Annotated in this window: 15 protein-coding genes and 2 pseudogenes; 7 read left to right on the top strand and 10 right to left on the bottom strand. The window is 40.2% G+C overall.

The window, feature by feature from the left end; genetic code table 11:
- Positions 1–403 precede the first annotated feature (403 nt).
- Entirely contained in the window at positions 404–1,624 is a 1,221-nt protein-coding gene (locus C9J47_RS02505) for a response regulator (RefSeq protein WP_107252093.1), read from the top strand.
- A 117-nt stretch (positions 1,625–1,741) separates the two neighbouring features.
- On the opposite strand, the gene C9J47_RS02500 is transcribed toward C9J47_RS02505, so the two are convergent.
- Entirely contained in the window at positions 1,742–3,493 is a 1,752-nt protein-coding gene (locus tag C9J47_RS02500; protein WP_107252092.1) for a glycoside hydrolase family 36 protein, read from the bottom strand.
- A gap of 390 nt (positions 3,494–3,883) precedes the next feature.
- Between C9J47_RS02500 and nagE the strand changes: the two genes are divergently transcribed.
- The 3 genes from nagE (at position 3,884) to C9J47_RS02485 (ending at position 7,428) form a co-directional block, all read left to right on the top strand.
- Complete coding sequence (nagE, locus tag C9J47_RS02495) at positions 3,884–5,242, top strand: N-acetylglucosamine-specific PTS transporter subunit IIBC (protein WP_107252091.1); 1,359 nt, start codon at positions 3,884–3,886, stop codon at positions 5,240–5,242.
- A gap of 211 nt (positions 5,243–5,453) precedes the next feature.
- A complete protein-coding gene (locus C9J47_RS02490; RefSeq protein ID WP_107252090.1) occupies positions 5,454–6,131 on the top strand; it encodes a response regulator transcription factor in 678 nt (225 codons plus the stop codon).
- On the top strand, positions 6,112–7,428 hold the full coding sequence (locus tag C9J47_RS02485; RefSeq protein ID WP_107252089.1) for a sensor histidine kinase: 1,317 nt from the start codon (positions 6,112–6,114) through the stop codon (positions 7,426–7,428). Before C9J47_RS02490 ends, C9J47_RS02485 begins: the two co-directional genes overlap by 20 nt.
- Before the next feature lie 106 nt (positions 7,429–7,534).
- Here the strand turns inward: C9J47_RS02485 and C9J47_RS02480 are convergent, their stop codons facing one another.
- From C9J47_RS02480 to melA, 3 genes are all read right to left on the bottom strand, one after another.
- Positions 7,535–9,793 carry a glucosidase family protein gene (locus C9J47_RS02480; protein ID WP_107252088.1) on the bottom strand — a complete coding sequence of 753 codons (2,259 nt, stop codon included), beginning with the start codon at positions 9,791–9,793 and terminating at the stop codon, positions 7,535–7,537.
- A gap of 117 nt (positions 9,794–9,910) precedes the next feature.
- A complete protein-coding gene (melB, locus tag C9J47_RS02475; protein ID WP_107252087.1) occupies positions 9,911–11,338 on the bottom strand; it encodes a melibiose:sodium transporter MelB in 1,428 nt (475 codons plus the stop codon).
- A gap of 112 nt (positions 11,339–11,450) precedes the next feature.
- Entirely contained in the window at positions 11,451–12,806 is a 1,356-nt protein-coding gene (gene melA, locus C9J47_RS02470; protein WP_107252086.1) for an alpha-glucosidase/alpha-galactosidase, read from the bottom strand.
- A gap of 325 nt (positions 12,807–13,131) precedes the next feature.
- Here melA and melR point away from each other — a divergent pair, with 325 nt between their 5' ends.
- Positions 13,132–14,139, top strand: a complete 1,008-nt coding sequence (gene melR, locus C9J47_RS02465; RefSeq protein ID WP_107252085.1) for a transcriptional regulator MelR — start codon at positions 13,132–13,134, stop codon at positions 14,137–14,139.
- An 87-nt stretch (positions 14,140–14,226) separates the two neighbouring features.
- Positions 14,227–16,080: an ABC transporter ATP-binding protein gene (locus C9J47_RS02460; protein WP_107252084.1), complete on the top strand. Its 1,854-nt coding sequence runs from the start codon at positions 14,227–14,229 to the stop codon at positions 16,078–16,080.
- Between the two features lie 792 nt (positions 16,081–16,872).
- Here C9J47_RS02460 and C9J47_RS02455 read toward each other — a convergent pair.
- Complete coding sequence (locus C9J47_RS02455; protein ID WP_170107414.1) at positions 16,873–17,766, bottom strand: DUF4189 domain-containing protein; 894 nt, start codon at positions 17,764–17,766, stop codon at positions 16,873–16,875.
- Positions 17,767–18,181: 415 nt separating this feature from the next.
- Between C9J47_RS02455 and C9J47_RS02450 the strand changes: the two are divergent.
- Positions 18,182–18,316: pseudogene (locus tag C9J47_RS02450) on the top strand (integrase); the annotation flags it as partial.
- A gap of 273 nt (positions 18,317–18,589) precedes the next feature.
- Here the strand turns inward: C9J47_RS02450 and C9J47_RS02445 are convergent.
- The 5 genes and pseudogenes from C9J47_RS02445 to C9J47_RS02425 all read right to left on the bottom strand — a co-directional run bounded on the left by C9J47_RS02445 (position 18,590) and on the right by C9J47_RS02425 (position 21,042).
- Positions 18,590–19,456: a carotenoid biosynthesis protein gene (locus tag C9J47_RS02445; protein ID WP_107252082.1), complete on the bottom strand. Its 867-nt coding sequence runs from the start codon at positions 19,454–19,456 to the stop codon at positions 18,590–18,592.
- Between the two features lie 17 nt (positions 19,457–19,473).
- On the bottom strand, positions 19,474–19,752 hold the full coding sequence (locus C9J47_RS02440) for a hypothetical protein (RefSeq protein WP_107252081.1): 279 nt from the start codon (positions 19,750–19,752) through the stop codon (positions 19,474–19,476).
- 180 nt (positions 19,753–19,932) lie between these two features.
- On the bottom strand, positions 19,933–20,241 hold the full coding sequence (locus C9J47_RS02435) for a hypothetical protein (protein WP_146150832.1): 309 nt from the start codon (positions 20,239–20,241) through the stop codon (positions 19,933–19,935).
- A 270-nt stretch (positions 20,242–20,511) separates the two neighbouring features.
- A pseudogene (locus C9J47_RS02430) lies at positions 20,512–20,668 on the bottom strand (DDE-type integrase/transposase/recombinase); the annotation flags it as partial.
- Positions 20,668–21,042, bottom strand: coding sequence for a VOC family protein (locus C9J47_RS02425; protein WP_107252079.1), 375 nt, complete (start codon positions 21,040–21,042; stop codon positions 20,668–20,670). The pseudogene C9J47_RS02430 and the gene C9J47_RS02425, both read right to left, overlap by 1 nt.
- Positions 21,043–21,086: the final 44 nt, after the last annotated feature.

Raw genomic sequence — 21,086 nt, 5'->3', positions numbered from 1 at the left:
GTTTAATTTTTGTTGCTTTATATTTTTACGTATCACTTCTGCTTAATTTTACTTAAAGACTCGCAGTAAACATAACAACAGAATGATAGCTAATATGCTTTTTATCAATACCTGCCATCAGTAACAATGAACACTGGCGAGTAACTGACATACAAATAGACCAGATTGAGAACAAACAATTAACATTAAAGCTTAAGATATTGTTTACCAAAGCATGAATGCCATACCATATAACCAAAACCGTCAATAAATAGTCACTTTTCCGTTATCACCTTCATTTATAAACTTTTTTTTGACATCTTTATTTGTATCACATTGTAAAATAGCGCATAATCTTTCGCCTAAAAATACATAATGATACATCACTCAACTATTAGATAATCTCCTCAAGGTTGCCGTAACAATGGAACAAAAAATATTAGTTGTAGAAGATAGCCGCCCTTTTCGAAGAGCGATTGAAATAGAACTTCGAAAGTCAGGTTTTTTCCCAATCTTCGCCGAAACTATCGCCGAAGCAGAAAGAATACTTGATGAAACAACTGACTTCCTATGCGCAATTCTTGATTATTGTCTACCTGATGGACAAGATGGCGAGATTATTGATGTTTGTTTATCTGTCGATATTAAAGTTATCGTTCTAACGGCTTTAATGGATGAAATGACACGCGAAAAAGTACTGGCAAAAACGGTTATTGATTATATTCCTAAAGATAGCCCAGCTTGTATAGCGTCGATCATTCCCATATTAAAGCGACTAGAAAGTAACAGCGATCATAAAATACTTGTTGTTGATGATTCAACGACGGCTCGCCGTTATATTCGCAGTTTACTTGAACGCCAATATCTTACAGTGATTGAAGCTAAAAATGGTGAGCACGCATTAGAAGTATTCCAACAACACAAAGACATTAGTTTAATTATTACCGACTATTCAATGCCAGAACGTGACGGTGTTAGTCTGATTAAAGAAATACGAAAACATCACCGCCCCGGACAAGTAGCAATAATAGGGTTATCAGCCAGTGATGAGGCAGCATTAACCGCGAAGTTTCTTAAAGCCGGTGCAAATGACTTTTTAACCAAGCCCTTTAATCAAGAAGAATTCTATTGTCGTTTACACAGCACATTAAACGCTCTAGATTCTGAGCGTCACCTTTTTCACCTGGCGAATAAAGACTACCTAACTCAAACGTGGAACCGTCGTTATTTCTTTGACCAACCATTGTCAAAAAGCCATTTGGGCCCTCGATGTTTAGCATTACTTGATATCGATAGTTTTAAAACAATCAACGATACCCATGGCCACCACATTGGCGATATGGTATTGATTGAATTTGCTAACACTTTAAAAAATTACTTTTCAGACGCCCTTGTCGCACGATTTGGTGGCGAAGAATTCTGCATACTTTATGGCAATTCACCTGTAGTGTTCAACCAACGCCTTGAAGCGTTAAAAAATGACATTGCAGATAGCCAGCTCAGTATCCTAAATAATAAAATTAGCTATACAATTAGTGCAGGGGTCGTCAACGCTGACAGTAACGTGCATGATCTTATTGGCCGCGCAGACAAGTGTTTATATAAAGCGAAAGAAAATGGACGTAATTTAATCGTCACTGAATAAATTACGCTCAAAAAAATGGATTCTATTTTTATCTCTTTTAATAACGAGTACATAAGAATCCATTTTACACGCTTGTCCATCACAAGCTTTTACGAATAGCTCGAATAGAAAATACGTTTAGCGCTTTGCTTTGAATAAAACAGCGTGACTTATTAACCCTGCACTGAGCTCAACCCTACATTGAGTATTCATTGCTAAAGAGACTTGTTCACCCGTCCAGTAGTCACACCATTCGCCTTCAATCTGGCTTTCTAAAATGACTGTGCGCTTTTCATCACCACTAAAATTAAACAGCACGTGTAATTTATCGCTTTCACCATACTCAAGTTCTGCATGCTGCATTAATAGATCATCAAAAACAGCCGATGATTGCGTAACATTCTGTCTTTCAATCAATGCTGATAGCGTATTTCGAGCAAAATCATCAAGATGATAAAGCGGATCGCCCGATAACAATAAGCCACCACAAGCCAATAACACATCACGATGAAAATGGTAGTTTTCACTTGATGTTGCCTGCCCTTCTATCGAGATCAACGTTGCGCAATCAGGGTCAATTTGCCATAAGCGTTGATGCTGCCAAGCGCGGCTAAAGGTTTCTTTTGCAATTTGTTCAAAACGGTGTGGCTGACGCTCTACATCATCAGACACTCGCATTGCATCAACTAATCCGAGCGACGGCCACATAGGAGCATTACACCCTAATAGCCAAGCATCGCCAGCACCTTTGGCAATCGCTTCCATTCCCATTCGGTAAGCCTGAACCCCCGTTACACCCTGCTTATAACGTGATCCTTTCAATGTACCCCAATAGTTAGCATCCAACTTAAAAAGTTCAACACCCCACTCTTCACGCATAGTACGCACAACATGGATTAAATGTTGCTGTACGTCAGGGTGGCTAGTATCCAAAATATACCAAGGTGTACAACGCCAGCCACCGTAAGTAATGTCTTCCGCTTTTAGCAACTCACCCTGTTCATTTCTAACAAACCAATCAGGGTGATCATTGAACACTTTAGATTCCGGTTGAGCGATAAAAGGTGCCATCCAAATGGCTGGCTTCTTTCCTTTGGCTTTGATTTGCTGGATTAAATGTTTAACACCACCAGCAAAACGATCTGACGGTGTTAACCAATCCCCCATAAATTCTTGATAGCCGTCATCAAGTAAAACCCACTCAAGCGCTTCAAGCTCACCATGCATTTGATCAACATTTTGATGAATGTTCTGCTCAGACACGCCTGCATAATAGGCGTACCACGAACACCACCCAACAGGTGCTTTTTGGCTAACCCCTAAACGTGCAGGATGGTTTGCTTCAATTAATGCCGAAAATTGCTGGTATAAAACATTAATATCATTGCCCTGCAGCACAGTGATCGATTCTAGCGTGCTTTTCTCTCGATAAGATTGCGTAAGAATCGCCACACTTTCGCCATCAATATAAGCTTTAATCACCCCATTGTTATATTCAAAATAACCAGAAAAACGATGACACGATGTAAAGCCAAATAGCGTAAATTCCGAATAAGGGGACTCAATCACTAAGTAGTTGTAATAGCGCTTTGAGGCATTCGATGAATAAATCCGATAGCTTTCGTTATTATCAGGGCAGCGTCCAACATCAATAGGATGATTCAACGTGCCCGCTGTTTGTGCCAACATTTGAAAGCCATCACCCATCACTTGCGTGTCAGGGTTTATGGGTAATAAAAATTCCAACATCGCATATTGTTCATCACAGAACGATACCGAATTGTCTGTTGCAATAAACTGAGGGAATAATTCATTACCGACAAATGAACAACTCACCTCAGCAGACACTGGCAAGGCTTGAATACCACATGGAAAAATCACTGGCTGCATAATATTTCTATCTTATTCACAATTAAGAAATCTGGCAGCAGAGTAGATCAACCATGGCACTACAAACCGTGCTGAATAGCACGCTTTGTAGCGTATGATTTTAACAGAATAGAAAATGAACAAATCTTGTAGAATCATGACGTGATAAAGCGAACGAATACGCGATTCGATAAACCACGAAAAATAGCAAATAATTCGCGCAAATTATTATCTTTCCATTTGTGTGATTGAAATCACACTGAAAATGCCATTTACGCCGAAACATTAAGGATCCTTAATGTTCCGATAAATCTTACTTTAGATGCTTACCTGTATCGTTATACCCAAGTTATGTTTTTCGACAACACAATTGTTGTCGTCATTTTTTAATTAGACGATATGGAGAGGGAAATGAACATACTTGGTTATTTCCAGAAGCTTGGTAATGCATTGATGTTCCCAATTGCAGTACTACCGGTTGCTGGTATGTTGTTACGCTTTGGTCAACCAGACTTATTAGACATTCCTTTTATAGCTGCTGGCGGACAAGCGATATTTACCAACTTAGCACTGTTATTTGCAATGGGGGTTGCAGGTGGCTTTTCAAAAGATAATTCGGCAGCTGCTGCAATTGCAGCCTGTGTGGGTTACTTCATTATGACCGCCGCTATCGGCTCGCTAAACCCTAATGTCGACCCTGGGGTTGCTGGCGGTATCGTTATCGGTTTGACTGCAGGTCACCTGTATAACCGTTTCCACGCTATCAAATTACCAGAGTTCCTTGGTTTCTTCGCTGGTAAGCGATTCGTACCTATTATTACGGGTCTTGCGGCATTAATTTTAGCGTATGGTTTTTCTGTTATTTGGCCACCAATCCAATCTGTGATCAACGACCTTGGTCATTGGATTTTAAGCAGTGGTACACCAGGTGAGTTTGCTTATGGTGTTGCTAACCGCTTACTAATTCCTATTGGACTTCATCACATTTTGAACACCATGGTGTGGTTCGTCTTTGGTGAATACAACGGTGCGACAGGTGAAATTGCTCGCTTTATGGCTGGCGATCCAAACGCAGGATTAATTCTTGGTGGTTTCTTCCCTGTAATCATGTTCGGCCTACCTGCAGCGGCTGCAGCTTTCTATGTAACAGCCAAGAAAGAAAATAAAGCGCGTGTTGGCGGTATGCTATTAAGTGTTGCGTTTACAGCATTCTTAACCGGTATTACTGAACCTATCGAATTCATGTTCATGTTCCTAGCACCTGCACTGTATTTAGTTCACGCAATCTTAATGGGCGTGAGCTTAGTATTAGCATCGATGTTAGATATTCACTTAGCCTTTAGTTTCTCTTCTGGTTTAATTGATTACTTAATCAACTTTAATGCCCCAGCAGCTAAAAATGCTTGGATGGTTATTCCATTAGGCCTTGGCTTAGGTGTTGTTTACTTCGTTACTTTTGTCACTGTTATTCGTGCATTCAACTTAAAAACGCCGGGTCGTGAAGATGCACCTAAAACAGACAACAAAGAAGTTGATGCGGGTGACCTTGCAAAAGAATACCTAGCAGCACTAGGTGGTAAAGATAATCTGACCGACATTTCTTCATGTATCACTCGCTTACGCTTAGGCATTGTTGACCGCAGCATTATTGATGATGACAAGCTAAAAACCTTAGGTGCGAAAGGTGTGGTTAATGTTGGGTCTGCTAACCTACAAGTTATCTTAGGCCCACAGGCTGAGTCGATAGCGACACAAATGAAATCACTATAAGCAACATATTAAAGAAATAGTAACTTTACCCCCTAGAGTTGCTTAACGGCCTGCCCTTGGTAGGCCGTTTTTTATATACCCAAGCCACTTCAAGATGCTCGTTCATCGAGAGCCCTGCATTTTTAGGTGTCTTGGGTATATGCATCTATAATGGCGACAAAACGATGCGACATACCATCACCAAGCATTTAGCATTAAAATTAGGTATCAAATGAAAATACTGGTTATCGAAGATGATCTGACCACACGTGAATTTATCGCGAAAGGATTACGTGAGCATGGCTTTGTCGTTGACGAGGCAGACGACGGTCATAAAGGCTTAATGATGGCGACCAGTTGCGAATATCAACTGATCATTTTAGACCGAATGCTGCCTATTTTAGATGGTATAAAGGTCTTGGCTGCTATAAGAGCAACTGAAAATCAAACACCTATATTGATCCTCAGTGCAATGGATAGCGTGGAAGATCGCGTAACTGGTTTAACAGCGGGTAGCGATGACTACTTAACTAAACCTTTTGCCTTAGCAGAGTTAATTGCTCGTGCTCAAATATTAGTAAAACGCCACTACTCTTCAACAAAAGTCGTAACTGAATATATCTACGATGATCTACGATTAGACATGAAATCACACCGAGTATGGCGAGGTGAACGTTTACTTAATCTACAACAGAAAGAGTTTTTATTACTGCAATACTTAATGGAACACGCTGAAAATGTTGTCTCTAGAATGAGCTTATTTGAATCAGTGTGGAGTTATCACTTTGACCCTAAAACCAATGTGATTGATGTACATATTGCAAACCTGCGTAAAAAATTAGAAGAAAATGGTGAGTTAGGTTTAATCCATACAATCCGAGGTGCAGGCTATGTCCTTCGCAGGTCCTGATAACCTTTCACGCTCTTCAATATTCAAAGTATTGTTATACTTCATTGCCTGTGTGGCAATGATTTTTATGTTATTTGTTCACCAAGTCTTCGTGAGTTCTGAAACGTTTTACCATAAACAGCTAAAACGTGAACTTAATAGTGAAACGAGTACTTTCTCAATGCTGGCCGACACTGGCAATATTGAAAACATCCGCCAATCTGTCGCAAACAGAAGTAAACAAAATAACGCATTTACCTATCGTATTAGCAGTGCCTCGTATCAAGCGACAAATAGCTCGTACCCTGCTGCACTAGCAGGCAATACCGTCAGCGTACAAAATGTTACTCAACCCGAAAGTATTATTCTATTACCCAATAAAGAACAATTGGTGATTGGTATTAATCCCGAGTTATTACAAGAATACCGCGATACCGTCACCCCTATGTTGCTTACAGGTATCGCTATACCGGTTATTTTAATGCTAGCAGGGGCAACATTATTTGCAGTTTCAATACTCAATAAACTCAGCCGAGTAAACCAAGGGATGAATCGGGTTATTTATGGTGAAAAAGGGGTAAAGCTTCCCGTTAGCCGTAATGATGATGAATTTGATATTTTAGCCATCCACTTAAATTTCCTCATCGAGCAAGTTGAGAAAAAAGAGAACTCACTAAAATCATTATCAGTCGGTATGGCGCATGATTTGCGTACCCCTATTGCACGTATGAAGCTACGTTTAGAAAGCTTGCTTGTTACCAATAACTCCCCTCATCAAAATGAATTAGAAGCCTGTCACGACGATCTTGAAATCTTACTTGGTATGTTCAACGGCATGTTGGAAATCGCCAATTTGAATAGTGGTAAGCAAAATATAGAAAAAGAGTACGTTGATCTAAGTAAAATCAGCCAAGATGTTATTGAGTTTTTACTGCCCATTTCAGATGAGAAAAAACAAAATTTATACCTGCGCCAAGATGCTCCCTATCACTTACAAGGAGAGCCTAGTTTACTATTTCGCGCTATTTATAATTTAGTTGAAAATGCGATCAAATATACCCCCGAATGCGGAGAGATCATCGTTATTGTCGATAACTTTGGATTAGTTGTAACAGACAACGGTTATGGGGTTTCAGATAAGGATAAAGAACGTATTCGCGAACCGATGTTTCGTGTTGATCGTAGCCGAACACATCAAGGTTTTGGGCTGGGGTTATCGTTAGTAGAAGCGGTCATTGCCTGTCATGGCGGCAAACTTGCTTTTAGCGATAATAATCCAGGGCTACGTGCACGTCTCTTGCTCCCTCCCTCTTATTAAGCTAAAAAAGCCCCCGACAATGACGTGTCAATAATCGGGGGAAATCAGTATAAAAAGAGCAGACTCCTCTCCAAAAGATCTAAAGGGGGTGCTCTAAGCGTTTCTTCTAACGTTCAACAACCCGTGTTACATTGCTTCCAACAGGGACTTCTACATAACTCACGGTTTGACCATTTACGAATTTATGCTCAGCAGCCATCGATACACCATCGACATTTAGCATCTCATAGTTACCGTAAAACCATGCTTGCCAATTCAGTGCTTTTTCTGATGTATTAGTGAGTGTAGTTTTGGTTAATCCATCATGACGTATGGTGAGTTCATGCTCTCCCATTGGCAGGTAATCGACCGACAGCCAATCAATATCCGTTGTTAGATGAGAAGCCGTAACAACCGCATTGTTTGCCGCATCCGGTTTAATACCCATTAACCCTTCAACTGTATTTGATATGAAGGTAAAAGAAATTTCCGGATAATCACCATTAGTACCTTGGGTCGGACGTTCATGGGGCAAATCTTTCTTATCCATGATGTATTGCATCCACTTCCACGCTTCCTCATTGCGGTTATACGGGAAGTATGTTTCTGGAATATAGGTATAAGCTTCAATATTGTTAGGGGCTTCTGGAGTGGTACCAATACCATCACCTAGGTTTTGTGAGATAAAATCCAAATAATTGTTATTGCGCTCGCCCGGTTCGGTAATCAGCTTCATTGGCATAAACCAGCTATTTTCCTTACCAAAATCGTTCAAACGTAAACCGTCTTTTTGAACGATATTGACGTAGTTAGCCAATGGTTTCTCTGGATCGGCAATGCTCCAATCTTGATTGAAAAAATCTTTGAGTTTCTGAGCTTTTTCCTGCCACAATTCAGCATCACTGTCGTCACCACGCGCTTCAAGCATTGCCGCATAGGCAACTGTCGCTTGATATTGTGAACCGATACCATCACCCGCTTCAATCGGAAACTCCCCGCGTTCATTATAAGTCGCTGAGCCTTCGAAAATACCACCGTAACCCTCGGCAATACCGTTAGGATCCTGCAAATCATGCAAGGTAATATAATCAGTTAACACCTTGGTATAAAAACGCCAAAGATCTTCATCTTCGATATAACGTTTATCGCCCGTCCACTGATACTGCTCGTAGGCTTTTTCTAAAAACTCGAACTGAGCGGGTACTTCACGCACAAACCAGTCGTCGTCTTTATAGTCAATGGTATGCGGTGAACCATCAAAGTTAACGGCCCACAAGGTGTACCATTTTCTTGATTCCGTTGAATGGCGAGCAAAGGTTTTGAACATTGAAAAGTTTTCATTATCCAGCCCTGCAAGCTTAGCGCCCGCAGCCTGATGAAGAAAATCGCGCGAGTAAAATGCAGTACGATCAAAATAACCAGCCCAGTAAGAAGGGATATAATCGGCGGTTCCGCTGCCATCATTATTGTTTTCATCTCGATTGACCAAATCGTGCTTACCTGTCATCACGAACTGGCGAGTTTTATCAATCGCCCACTCGAATGATGTTTCAAGCTTTTGGTTTGAAGATGTTACAACCACTTCTTTTTCTTTCTCAACAGCAGTTGCTACCCACTGCTCTATACCGCCTTTTTCATCAGTCAACGTAATGGTGACGGGGTGGCTAAAATCGACGACATCACCAGTGCGAAGCGATGCTGAAGTACCAGATGAAACCGTAATATCCCCTATCTGCACATTTTCTAAATCACTGCCAAATGGCAAATGAAACTCAATGGTTTTGCTGTTTTTATTGATAGCAGTTAAACCAGATTGTTTAGTCACATTGAAACCAATCACTTGGTTAAACGCTGGGGCTTTATTCTTAGGACTTTTACTCAACGTGACATTATCGACACTCACACTGCCTTTATCTGAACCAGTAAAGAAAACGTTTAACTGCTCACCTTGTTCAAGTGGAATATGTTTAAGTTCTGTACGTTTGTACTTTTTGCTTTTTTTAATTTCGGTGCGAACCAAAACCTCATTCGCCATATTAGTCAAAGATAGAATCGCATCGTTGCTTGGGCTAATGATATAAGCAGATAAATCGTAATAACCCGTTTCTGGAATAACCACCATTTGGCTAATACTATGGCTAGAACCAGTGGCGATTCTTCCCCGATAACGGCCTACATATGCGTTATCATCTTTAAAATTTGCAAACCAGTAGCTCCAACCCAACCCTTTGTTTTCAAATGCAGGGTTCGTCAATAAGTTTTCAATCGTCGGCTTTTTATATGCCATTTCAGCCGCGTTCATGCTGTCGCTAGCCTGTAACGCAAAAGCGCTACTCGATAATACAAGTGTACCGGCAATAACTGGCACGAGTAGTTTTAGGTTCATTACTTCTCTTCCATTTGAATATGTCGTTATCAGATAAATTTATAATTAAATAAGCTGTTTTATAGTGGCTATTATTATTTTTTAAATAGGCCATTAAATAATGGCCTTAGGGTAAGATTAAACAGCTTGAATGGGTTTTCCTGTCTCAGGTTGCTTACCATTTTCATCTGATTCAGTACTGATGTGATCGTATTTTTCTGTCAGATGATTTTGAATTTTCTGATGGTATGCACCATTCAGTTTGTAGAAGCGGAAATAGATGAACAGTGCAATAGCAAAGAAGAAACTTGGTAGCCCGATCATGACGCACTGCATACCAAAGATGGTATCGGCACTTTGCTCAACATTTGGTACATAATTTACAACGGTAAGGGCAATACCGATAAAGAATGCCGCAAACGCAGAGCCAGCTTTTACCACTAGCGTCTGAACAGAGTAAGCAATACTTTCACAACGGATCCCAAGTTTATATTCACCATAATCAACGGTGTCAGCGACCATGATCACGTTCAGTACCCAGAATAACGCCGTACCAATTTGAAGTAGTACACCCGCAGTAGAGATTAAGAGTATACTTTGTTGATCGTACATACCGATGTAAATCAACACGATACTGCCAAAAATCGGAAAGCTTGATGCACACGCCCAAAGCACACGGCGAGAAAAAAGCTTCGCCAGTTTAGGGAACAGCACTAGAGTAATAAGGTTCGCGATACCCGCATAGGCCATGTAGTACGGGAACAGATCTTCATTACCAACCACGTAGGTGAAATAGTACACCGCGAACGCCATAATAATATTGGTCGCGAGGTTGTACGATAACGCCATACACAACAAACTTGTAAGCTGGCTATTTTTATAAATAAGCGCGAGCATTTTTTTCAGCGATACTTTCTCTTCGACTGCTGTGCTGTCTAGTTGATCGGTCGAGTAACGTTCTTTTACATTACGAAGGGTTATGAACGTCGATACCGCAAAACAAACAATCAACAATAAGGTAAAGACTTGGAAGCCGAAGCCTTTGTCATCGCCACCCACATAGTTGATAAATGGCATCGCTATCGCTGCTGTCACAATCCACGCTAGGCTGGCGAAGAAACGCGGGTAAGGTACTAACTCTTCACGTTCGCGCTTATCTAGCGTCAAAGTCGGAACCAAAGACCAAAAAGGAATATCCATTAAGGTGTAGGTCATACCCCATAAAATGTAAGTTACTGTGACATAAGCAATAAGCCACGGACCTTCAATGTAGTGGGCACTAAACAGCATAAACAACACGACAGAGTTGGTGATGGTGCCGATAAGAATCCAGGGTTTAAATTTTCCCCAGCGAGTACGAGTGTTATTAACCAACCACCCCATAATCGGATCATTCACTGCATCCCATATTCGAGCCACTAAGAAAAGCGTTCCGACGACGCCAGCAGAAATACCCACAACATCGGTGTAGTAAAACATTAGATACATATAAACGATGGTAATCGCAAAATCTTTACCAAACGCGCCAAATCCATAACTCAGCTTGGTGTTCATTGAAACACTCATTGTGGCTCCTTTAGCCCCCTCATTCGAGAGGGCATCATTCCATTTAGTTTCACGTTATTGGTTAGTTATATTCTTTCTTTATATTGATTATTCTTTGTTGTTTTATTCGCTATTAATGTTTGTGAACCCATGCAGGCAACCAACCTTCATGTGCCTCAATAAGATCATCAACTAGCGCATAAATCTCTTCTAGCCCTAATACTGCCGCTGTATGCGGGTCCAGCATGGCAGCGTGATAAATGCGATCTCGATTTTCAGTTAAAATAGCTTCAGTCAGTAGGGTTTGAACATTAATATTGGTTTGCATTAATGCCGCCAAATGGCTTGGTAAGCGACCTACTTTCGTCGGTTGAATACCGTTAGCATCAACCAGACAGGCAACTTCTACACAGCATTCCTGCGGCAGGTTTTCAATCAGACCGTCATTTCTTACGTTGCCGTAAATCACACTCGGCGTACCCGTCCAGATTGCATTCATGATGATACTTGCGTACTCATGCGATTCTTTTACATCGATACTATCTGCGTTTTTAAACGCTTCCAAATCTTGTTTCCAATCAGCTATTTGCTCAACACAACGTTTCGGATACTCATCTAGTGGCACTTTATAACGTTCAATCAAATCTGGACGATTTGGTTTAATGAAGTACGGTGTATATTCAGAAAAATGCTCTGACGATTCAGTCACAAAGTAGCCCAACTTTTTGAACATTTCATAGCGAATGAGGTTTACGCAACGACCGTTATGATGTTGGCCAGGTTTAGGTGCTTGACCATTTTCAAAGGCCGTAAGTAAATCTGGGTAAATATCTACATACTCACCTTGCGCGTTTTTCTTCTCTAATGTGAGGTAATAAGCCATATGGTTAATACCAGCACAGGTATAACGTAAATCGTTATAATCCAGCTCTAAGTCGTGCGCCAATTCTTCAGCGGTACCTTGCACGGAATGACACAAACCAACCTGTTTAATGTTTGGGTATTTTGCATACATCGCCCAAGTATTCATCGCCATAGGGTTCACATAATTAAGCATGGTTGCATCTGGACAAACCTCGGTCATATCTTCACAGATCTGCCATAAATGAGGAATAGTACGTAATGAACGCATAATGCCACCAGGGCCTAAGGTATCAGCAATAGTTTGCTCTAGGCCGTGACGCTTACAGACCTCAAAATCAGTAACAGTACACGGCTCATAACCACCAATCTGAAATGCAACAACGACAAAATCGGCATCTTGCAGAGCATCTTTTTGGTTCAAGTGACAGGTTATGTTGCCTGTTGCACCTGCAGATTCCATGAGCTTTCTAACGACAATCTGAGATTCTTCTAAACGAGTTTGGTCGATATCCATCAATGCGATATGAGCATGTTTCAGTGCTGGTTTATGGAAAACGTCGCCAAGAATGTTCTTAACGAAAATAGTCGAACCCGCACCGATGAAGGTGATTTGTGGAGTCTTCATGCGATTTATATCCTTAATCTCAATAAAACTAACGTAATGTGATGGTGAAACATTACACGCCTTCTATCACCTTAATCGTCTCGGTAAGTGCTATCACTGTCCTGTTTCCTAATATTTTTACTCCGTATTGGTACAATATGAGAAAACAGGACAAAAATAGGTAATTAAGTGAGATTCTTAAATACTTCGCCAGCATAATCCTTTTATTTTGTAACCTCTGTTCCGTATTTAGTTATTTATCAATGAGTAATAACTGAGGTATGACAAGGATCTGGGTTTCATTTCGAAGGTTTTGGGACAATGGTGTATTTCCTAAGGAGCTGACATGAAACAACATGACAAAGATGCGTTGTTGGTGACCCCCCAAGAAAACTATTCACAAGACAGTGTGTCTGTCAGCCCTTTGTCGCTCTATTCTTCACACGAAAAAATTGATGTCGAATTAAGACCACCCCACGACATGCCCGGCTACCACTGGCACGGGCAGATTGAAGTCAATATCCCGTTTGGTGGTGATGTGGAATACATCATTAATGGCAGCCCAGTTGTATTAAAAGATGGCCACATTGGGCTATTTTGGGCTTCTGTTCCGCACCGACTCACACATCCTGGTGATAGCCACAATATGGGTATTATCAATATCCCTATCCATCATTTTTTATCATGGCCATTAAACAGAGAGCTGGTTAATCAGATCACTCACGGGGCAGTATTACAATCGACAGCACCATCTTTGGTGTGTGAATTTGAAATTGCTCGCTGGGAAGCGGAATTGACACACGTTGCAGAAAGCCGCCAACAACTGGCTTCCGATGAAATAGGTCTGATGCTGAAACGAGTTTGCCTCGATGGTTGGTCTCAAATGCTAACCAGCCGCACAGATAAAACAATTCAGAATGGGCTTTCTAAACATTCACAGTTTTATGTTAGCCAGATGCTGGAATACATTGCCACCCACCACGACACTCCACTGACGGTAAAACAGATTGCTGATCACGTCGGGCTGCATACCAATTATGCAATGGGGATTTTTCAGCGCATGATGCAGCTCACGATCAAACAGTACATAACAGCCATGCGAATGAACCATGCGCGCGCCTTGCTAAGCGATACAGAACGCACCATTCTTGATATTTCATTGACAGTTGGGTTTAACTCTAGCAGCCGCTTTTACCAGACATTCCAAAGCTATCTAGGTATAACACCCACGCAATATAGAAAGCTGAGTCGTGACGATCACCGATGGGCACTGCAAGGCAGCAGCCCCATTCACCAGTTAGAAAAAGGCGCATGTGATGGAAAAAGACCAGTAGCCGTCACTAAGGCTAAGTAACAAAAGGCGATGCTATCTCGCTTTTCATGCCATTCTGAATAAGCAAATGGTCAGACAATCACACGCTTTTATTGGACACTCCATTTTATGTACAAACGCTTTGAAAAACTGACCTCAGCTTTTCCTAAACAGGATCCTGATCAGCCACCAGCAAGTCTGTTTGCTTTTTGCCGCCACTACACCAAAGGGTTTGAACTCCCACTCATTGCGATGTCATTACTCAGTGCTGTTATCGCAGTGGTAGAGGTGTCTCTATTTGGTTTTATGGGACAACTGGTCGACTGGCTAACGCAGCATAATCCCGACACATTTATTGCCGAAGAAGGCGGAAAGCTCATTGTAATGAGTCTGATTGTGCTGGTTGTTGTGCCTTCACTGGTTTTTCTACATTCATTGTTACTGCATCAAACCTTATTGGGTAACTACCCAATGGCTATTCGTTGGCTGGCACACCGTTACCTGTTAAAACAAAGCGTGTCATTTTATCAAAATGATTTTGCTGGTCGAATTGCCACTAAAGTCATGCAAACGTCATTATCGGTACGAGAAACGGTAATGAAATTACTAGATGTACTGGTCTATATTTCGGTGTATTTCACCGCGATGGTGGTGCTGATTGCCCAATCTGATTATCGTTTAATGATACCAATGCTGTTGTGGCTTGCTGCTTATGTGGGTATTCAGCTGTATTTCGTACCTAAGCTAAAGACAGTATCAACCGAACAAGCTGATGCACGTTCTACCATGACAGGACGTATAGTCGACAGCTATACCAATATTCAAACCGTTAAATTATTTTCCCACACTGATCGTGAAACCGAATACGCAGAGCAAGGAATGAAAGGCTTTCTTGACACTGTACACCGCCAAATGCGCCTCGTTACAGGGTTAAATATCAGTGTAGAGATCATTAACTACCTGCTTGTGTTCTCTATTGCTGGTCTTGCTATTTGGCTGTGGACCATCTCTGCCGTCACTATTGGGGCAATCGCTGTTGCAGTAAGTTTGGCATTACGTATCAATGGCATGTCTAAATGGATTATGTGGGAGATTGGTGGGCTATTTGAAAATATTGGCACCGTCATTGACGGTATGCGTACACTATCTAAACCTGTTGATATTACCGATAAAAAAGACGCGCCAATACTTGCTGTAAACAATGGGGCGATTCACTTTGACGATGTTAATTTCCATTACGGTGAAAAATCAGGGGTGATTGAAAAGCTGAACCTCAATATTAAGCCGGGTGAGAAAGTAGGATTGGTCGGGCGCTCTGGCGCAGGTAAATCCACAATGGTTAACCTATTAATGCGCTTTCACGATGTCGAATCTGGCTCTATCAGTATTGATGGTCAAAACATTGCACACGTGACGCAAGATTCACTCCGCGCACAAATTGGCATGGTCACGCAAGATACCTCATTGTTGCACCGCTCTATTCGTGAAAACATTATGTATGGTAACCCTAATGCAACAGAAGAACAGTTACTTGCGGCAACCAAACAAGCCCATGCGCATGAGTTTATTGGCTTGCTATCAGACCCATACGGTAATACTGGGTATGATGCTCAAGTCGGTGAACGTGGTGTGAAGCTTTCAGGCGGTCAACGCCAGCGTATTGCTATCTCTCGAGTACTATTGAAGAACGCCCCTATCCTACTGCTAGATGAAGCAACCTCAGCATTAGATTCAGAAGTTGAAGCTGCCATTCAAGAAAGTCTGTATGAACTGATGCAAGGTAAAACCGTGATTGCCATTGCCCACCGTTTATCAACCATTGCAGCAATGGATCGCCTAATTGTGCTCGATAAAGGTGAAATTGCAGAGCAAGGGTCACACCAAGAACTGATTGCTCAAAAAGGTATTTATGCACAATTATGGGCACATCAAACTGGTGGTTTTATTGGTGATGAGACTCCAAACTTAAAAACAACAGCATAGAAATACTTCACCAAGACAATGGCGATAAAATGGCGACAGATGAAATGTATTATCTGTAATACCATTCTAGGTAAGTAGTTGATCATAATATTGCGCAGGAAAAATCGCTTATAACTAGGCATGAATTGCAGATAACTAGTGGCTCTAATTACAAAATTCATAACGACGTTAGAAGTAGTTTTAACCAGCAAGAATGATCAAATACTTATGTAGGATGGTATAAGCTAGCCCTCAGAATGAACTAGTTCATGGCAACTAGTTTTGAAGGCTAAGCGCTATTACGTCTTGGTGAAGTTCTTTGGTTGCTTCATCCTTACTTGGCTATTTCTTGACCGTTGGAATTTACAGACATTATTCATTTGCCACTATTTTTGCACAATAACATCAGTGTATTCGGTACTTCTACGGAAAACGCGGCCTTAGACCTAACACTTACATCTGAATCCCTGACGGAGCCATCTCTAACTCGGTTCTGCCCCTTTCTTGTTAGTACATTCATTCATACACATCTGTTTATGCAAGTTGACTCTACAAAAAGTAATCTGATTGTTCGATTCGAGCGTTCAATAACAAACGCCAGTGAAAGGAAAAATTCTCACTGGCGTTGTCGTTGTATTGTGTACAACATCCTAAGTAACTTGTACTAATTTCAACTGTCAAAAAACGATTCATACTGAGCAAGTTGTTTTTATCTTCTCGATGTCGGAATCATTTCAACTATTCCTGCACTGTTTCTTCAACATTAGTGCTTTTCTAACTTTAAAGTTAGGATAGTAAAAGTAGCTTATAAAACTAATCCCACTGGAGGCCATCGTTCAGCTTCAAATCAATATAATCAACCGCAATAGGTACAGAAACTTCTTTATACAATCTTCCCCCACGGTTACCTGGCGCTGGTTTGCTATTTTCATACCCCATAGACTCACGCATTCCTTCTTCAGAGACCCATGTTTTCATCATCGTAAGTTCTCTTTTATTGCATATTCTAGGCGCATCTCTCTTAATGATTTTGGTTAGCTCTTTTTCTAATGCAATTACAGCGGAAACAATCTCAGGCTCTTTCTTAAGTGAGCGAGAACCATCTTCTTCAAGCTTGCCATTTTTCACGTACATCTTAGTGTTGTAGCAAATAGGCACTTTAAACGTGAAGGGTCTTGTCCATGCCCTTACTCCATATGGCAGGTTGTTACTTGTACGGAAAGATTTCGATTTCTCGGTTCCGCAGTTTTGCACAACAATGCCATAGCAAAGGCCCTTTGAAGAGTTTGATATCAACTCGAATTGCTCTTTAGTACCGGAGTTACTAGCCCATACAAAATTATCGCACGGCTTACCATTCGCCCTCTGAGTGCACTCATTTAATGCTCTTTGCTGAGCATCTTCTTTTTTCTGATATGCAGCCCATCCATATGCCGAGCCATCTTTCCCTGATACCGTATAGTAATAACCGTATCCATTGCCCGAGAATTCGAGCACCACACTGCAATTTTTACCGCCTGCTTTTTTACACTCAGACTTTGCCTTATCAGCGGCGTCAGATCGAGTCGGATAGTCATGTGACCAGCCATAGTAAAAGCCATTCAACTTATCCATCGACAGTGCAGCGTAACTCGTTCCATCGTTACTAGAATGAGCTTGGAAAGAGGCACTAACCAATAGCAAGCTCAAAAACATCATTTTTTTCATAACCATATCCATCTAGTTGTGATACATGCAGTTAAGATTTAGACTTTAGAGCTCTACTCGTCAAACCAGTGGAATGATTAAACTTCATAAGTTCTTTCTTCTTTGATTTAAAACAATTTCTATGACGCCGCTAAAACGTTATAGCTATGTCTATGCTGTTCTTATTGACTAAAGAGGATACGCATCAAGATGTCGTGAATACCTGTGTAAGATGAACGATATTATCCAAAAGCTTTCATAGTTGACATCTCGCACTGAGGTTTCGTTTTGAACTACTAAAGGTTATCTGAAGGGTAAAGACAAGTCCTTCGCTGTAACTTGCTAATGTCCAAAACATCCTTTCCCTTGGCCACTCACATCTGTTTAACGTTCTTACCTAAAATGACTTTGCATTAACCATTTCCTAGGAGGTTCTATGGTATTGCAAAGTCCTAATCAGCCAAGTGGTATCAAAAAGCCATTTCGACTCGAAGAGATTTGGCGTATACGTACACGGTTAGAAATTAAGAGCAATATCATGCAACTAGCACTATTGAACCTTGCTGTAGATATAGTGAATGCGTTTCCTATATAAGACGGAGGAGGAACGAAAAAGACGATAATGACTTCGACTTTATTTTATGTACAAGGTTATGAGAGCATCATCACCAAGCTGCAATAAAGTCTCATGGGTCATTATATATTTCTCATAAACAAACATAAGGCAGTGTTTTATACTTTCATGTTAGCACTTACCATTAACAATGTTGGATTTAAGTTAACCAGAAACACTACTGCTCCCTTAGATACTAAAGTAATATTTGGTATAATTTCACATGCATATTCACGTCTTCTTTGTCATCAATTCGTTAGGGCATGAATAAGTGTAGATTTTGTATAAGGAGTGAACACCAATCGGGAGCATAGTAAAAAAACCAATTAAAACAACAGTTCCATAAATCTCATTAGTACTAAACATTCTTCCACTTTGTAATGTGACAATGACGTCTTCTTTGAAAAAGAAACACAGAATATACTTAGCCATAATGGTAATGTAGATTATTGAAGGTAAGTATAAATACCCATAAGCTGGCTTTGTTTTCAAATGCACTTTATCTTTATAGCACCAGAATGTGAATGGGAGATAAAAGGTAAACACACATAAAATCCAGCCCAAAAAGTTAGTCAATGGCACCCCGAAATACACTCCATCATCTGTCCAAAACCACAGTGATTTCACCAAAGAATTAACAGGATCCATAATTAGAACCCATGAAGTCATGATAAATGACGCAACAATTGAAATAATAAAAACCTTGAACTTACTTTCTATTTCTTTAAACACCTGCTGTGACAGCACATTAGATATAAACCATGAAACATACCCTAAAGAAAAATAGGTAGGCATAATAGCTAATGGAACATCAAATAGTTTAACTCCTAACCTTTCAGAATAGTAATAATTACCAAAAGGAAATCCAGTTGAAACACTGACACCTTCATAAAATACACTGACAACAAAAACAAGGATAAAGAAATAAATTATTTTCTTTGTTCCACAGTAAATACCACCATGAATGAGGGCAAACGGTAATAATATTAATGGCGTTAATACACTTGATAGATTGTAATCTGTATAACCTCTAAAAAAGGAGCATGCAACATAACCTGTTGTTATAAAAAGCAAAAACAATGGTGCTTTATTCTTCATTACATATCACCAAAAAATTATATTTGATTATTATAATGTGGATTATTAACCTCAAAGTTAAGGAGGTTCAATATATATTGAAACTCCCTCGTATTTTCAAGTGCGAGAATGAAAATAGTTTGTTGATGCTTGTATGTTGCCATTAATCTAACTTCAAGATTGTTATCGTCAACATCTTCACACATTAACACGGCAATAATGCATGCTTTTACATTATCATCATATATATCAAACGCCAGATCACCACATATTCTGATAAGTTTTCTTAATCGATATTGCCTTTTTAAAAATTCCATTTTATGTCCATACACAAAATCACAATAAATAGTTACTGCGTCTTATACTCATAAAACATCTTGTTAAATAACATAACAAACTGAGCAGCTAACTTTAATTTATTAAATAAATTTATAATTAACGCGATCATTTGCAAGAAGAATTAATTTCATAATCATACAAAAGAAGGAACTTTTAACTTAAAATAAATAATTAGAGACTTTATTGCTAATACCATGGTCTAATTTACTACTAAATGGCATTGTTATATTTTCACTTCCCGCTGATTTTAACGTTAACTCATTACCATCTTTAAGCTGAATTTTATATCCAGTTACAATAGTCTGAGTCATACCACTAACATCAAAGTAATCTTCAATTTTTTTAAACCCTGTAACTTGTTGTAACTGTAATCCATCGTTAAAGAAGAGGGAGATATTTAGTTGTTCTGATTTATTTTTTAGTATATCGCAAATGTAATGTGCAGAATCAATATTGAATACAATCACAGTGAAACCTTTTGTTAAGTCAATGAATTTATTTGTGAAATCTATCACGTTTTCATTGTTTTCTGGTCTGATCTCCCACCCTCCCTATGTAACTTTTTGTAACCCATAGTAACAAAAAGCAATATAATGCATGGTTATACATACGCTTTAGTATTGAAATAAATACATTTTATTCACTTGAGCTATGTTACATTTATTATGTATCGGATCCATTTTGTTGCAATACGTAAAGCTTTTTTGTTCATCATTGCGCAACCATAAATCAAGCTAACCTTTATTTATCATCCGTAATGACTCTAATCCCTGAAGCGTTGACCAGACGCATTTTCGTATTTTGAATCCACTAGTAGTGACAGTCAGATTCGATACCATTATTGAGATATTTCACTTGCCACTGTTTGACATCCGCTCGAAATCGTTCTTCTTTCAATCAGGTTCGTACATAATATGCAGCTTGTTGCCATCCAAGTCGCGGCAATAAGCACCGAAGTATCGTGGGCGATATCGGTAGCCAGGGGTACCTTCGTCCACTCCGCCCAGCACCAAAGCTGTCCGGTAAAACTCCTCTACGCCATCGTTGTTCGCGGCCTTGAAGGTAACCTGAGTACCATTGCCGCGAGTCGCTGGCTGTTGATCAAAGGGTTTCAATATCCAAAAGCAGCTCGGGCCACCAGGAGACCCGTAACCGATCTCGTCGTCATCTTCCATAGTGCGCACCATTCCCACAGTGCTCAGCAAACGATCGTAAAACGCCCCCGCACGGGAGAGGTCGTTGGTACCAAGGCTAATTCCTAAAAGCATAGTGGTTTTGTCCTTAAATAATGAGATGAAGGTCGACTTGTTGA

Origin of the sequence: Photobacterium indicum, assembly GCF_003026215.1 — a bacterium.
GTDB lineage: Bacteria > Pseudomonadota > Gammaproteobacteria > Enterobacterales > Vibrionaceae > Photobacterium > Photobacterium indicum.
The sequence above is the reverse complement of the archived record's forward strand: the minus strand, read 5'-3'. Positions and strand labels throughout refer to the sequence as shown.

What these genes read in the sequence shown, in the direction of transcription:
- C9J47_RS02505 (WP_107252093.1), top strand. Translation starts at nt 404, where the DNA reads ATGGAACAAAAAATATTAGTTGTAGAAGATAGCCGCCCTTTTCGAAGA.
- C9J47_RS02500 (WP_107252092.1), bottom strand. Translation starts at nt 3,493, where the DNA reads ATGCAGCCAGTGATTTTTCCATGTGGTATTCAAGCCTTGCCAGTGTCT.
- nagE (WP_107252091.1), top strand. Translation starts at nt 3,884, where the DNA reads ATGAACATACTTGGTTATTTCCAGAAGCTTGGTAATGCATTGATGTTC.
- C9J47_RS02490 (WP_107252090.1), top strand. Translation starts at nt 5,454, where the DNA reads ATGAAAATACTGGTTATCGAAGATGATCTGACCACACGTGAATTTATC.
- C9J47_RS02485 (WP_107252089.1), top strand. Translation starts at nt 6,112, where the DNA reads ATGTCCTTCGCAGGTCCTGATAACCTTTCACGCTCTTCAATATTCAAA.
- C9J47_RS02480 (WP_107252088.1), bottom strand. Translation starts at nt 9,793, where the DNA reads ATGAACCTAAAACTACTCGTGCCAGTTATTGCCGGTACACTTGTATTA.
- melB (WP_107252087.1), bottom strand. Translation starts at nt 11,338, where the DNA reads ATGAGTGTTTCAATGAACACCAAGCTGAGTTATGGATTTGGCGCGTTT.
- melA (WP_107252086.1), bottom strand. Translation starts at nt 12,806, where the DNA reads ATGAAGACTCCACAAATCACCTTCATCGGTGCGGGTTCGACTATTTTC.
- melR (WP_107252085.1), top strand. Translation starts at nt 13,132, where the DNA reads ATGAAACAACATGACAAAGATGCGTTGTTGGTGACCCCCCAAGAAAAC.
- C9J47_RS02460 (WP_107252084.1), top strand. Translation starts at nt 14,227, where the DNA reads ATGTACAAACGCTTTGAAAAACTGACCTCAGCTTTTCCTAAACAGGAT.
- C9J47_RS02455 (WP_170107414.1), bottom strand. Translation starts at nt 17,766, where the DNA reads ATGAAAAAAATGATGTTTTTGAGCTTGCTATTGGTTAGTGCCTCTTTC.
- C9J47_RS02445 (WP_107252082.1), bottom strand. Translation starts at nt 19,456, where the DNA reads ATGAAGAATAAAGCACCATTGTTTTTGCTTTTTATAACAACAGGTTAT.
- C9J47_RS02440 (WP_107252081.1), bottom strand. Translation starts at nt 19,752, where the DNA reads ATGGAATTTTTAAAAAGGCAATATCGATTAAGAAAACTTATCAGAATA.
- C9J47_RS02425 (WP_107252079.1), bottom strand. Translation starts at nt 21,042, where the DNA reads ATGCTTTTAGGAATTAGCCTTGGTACCAACGACCTCTCCCGTGCGGGG.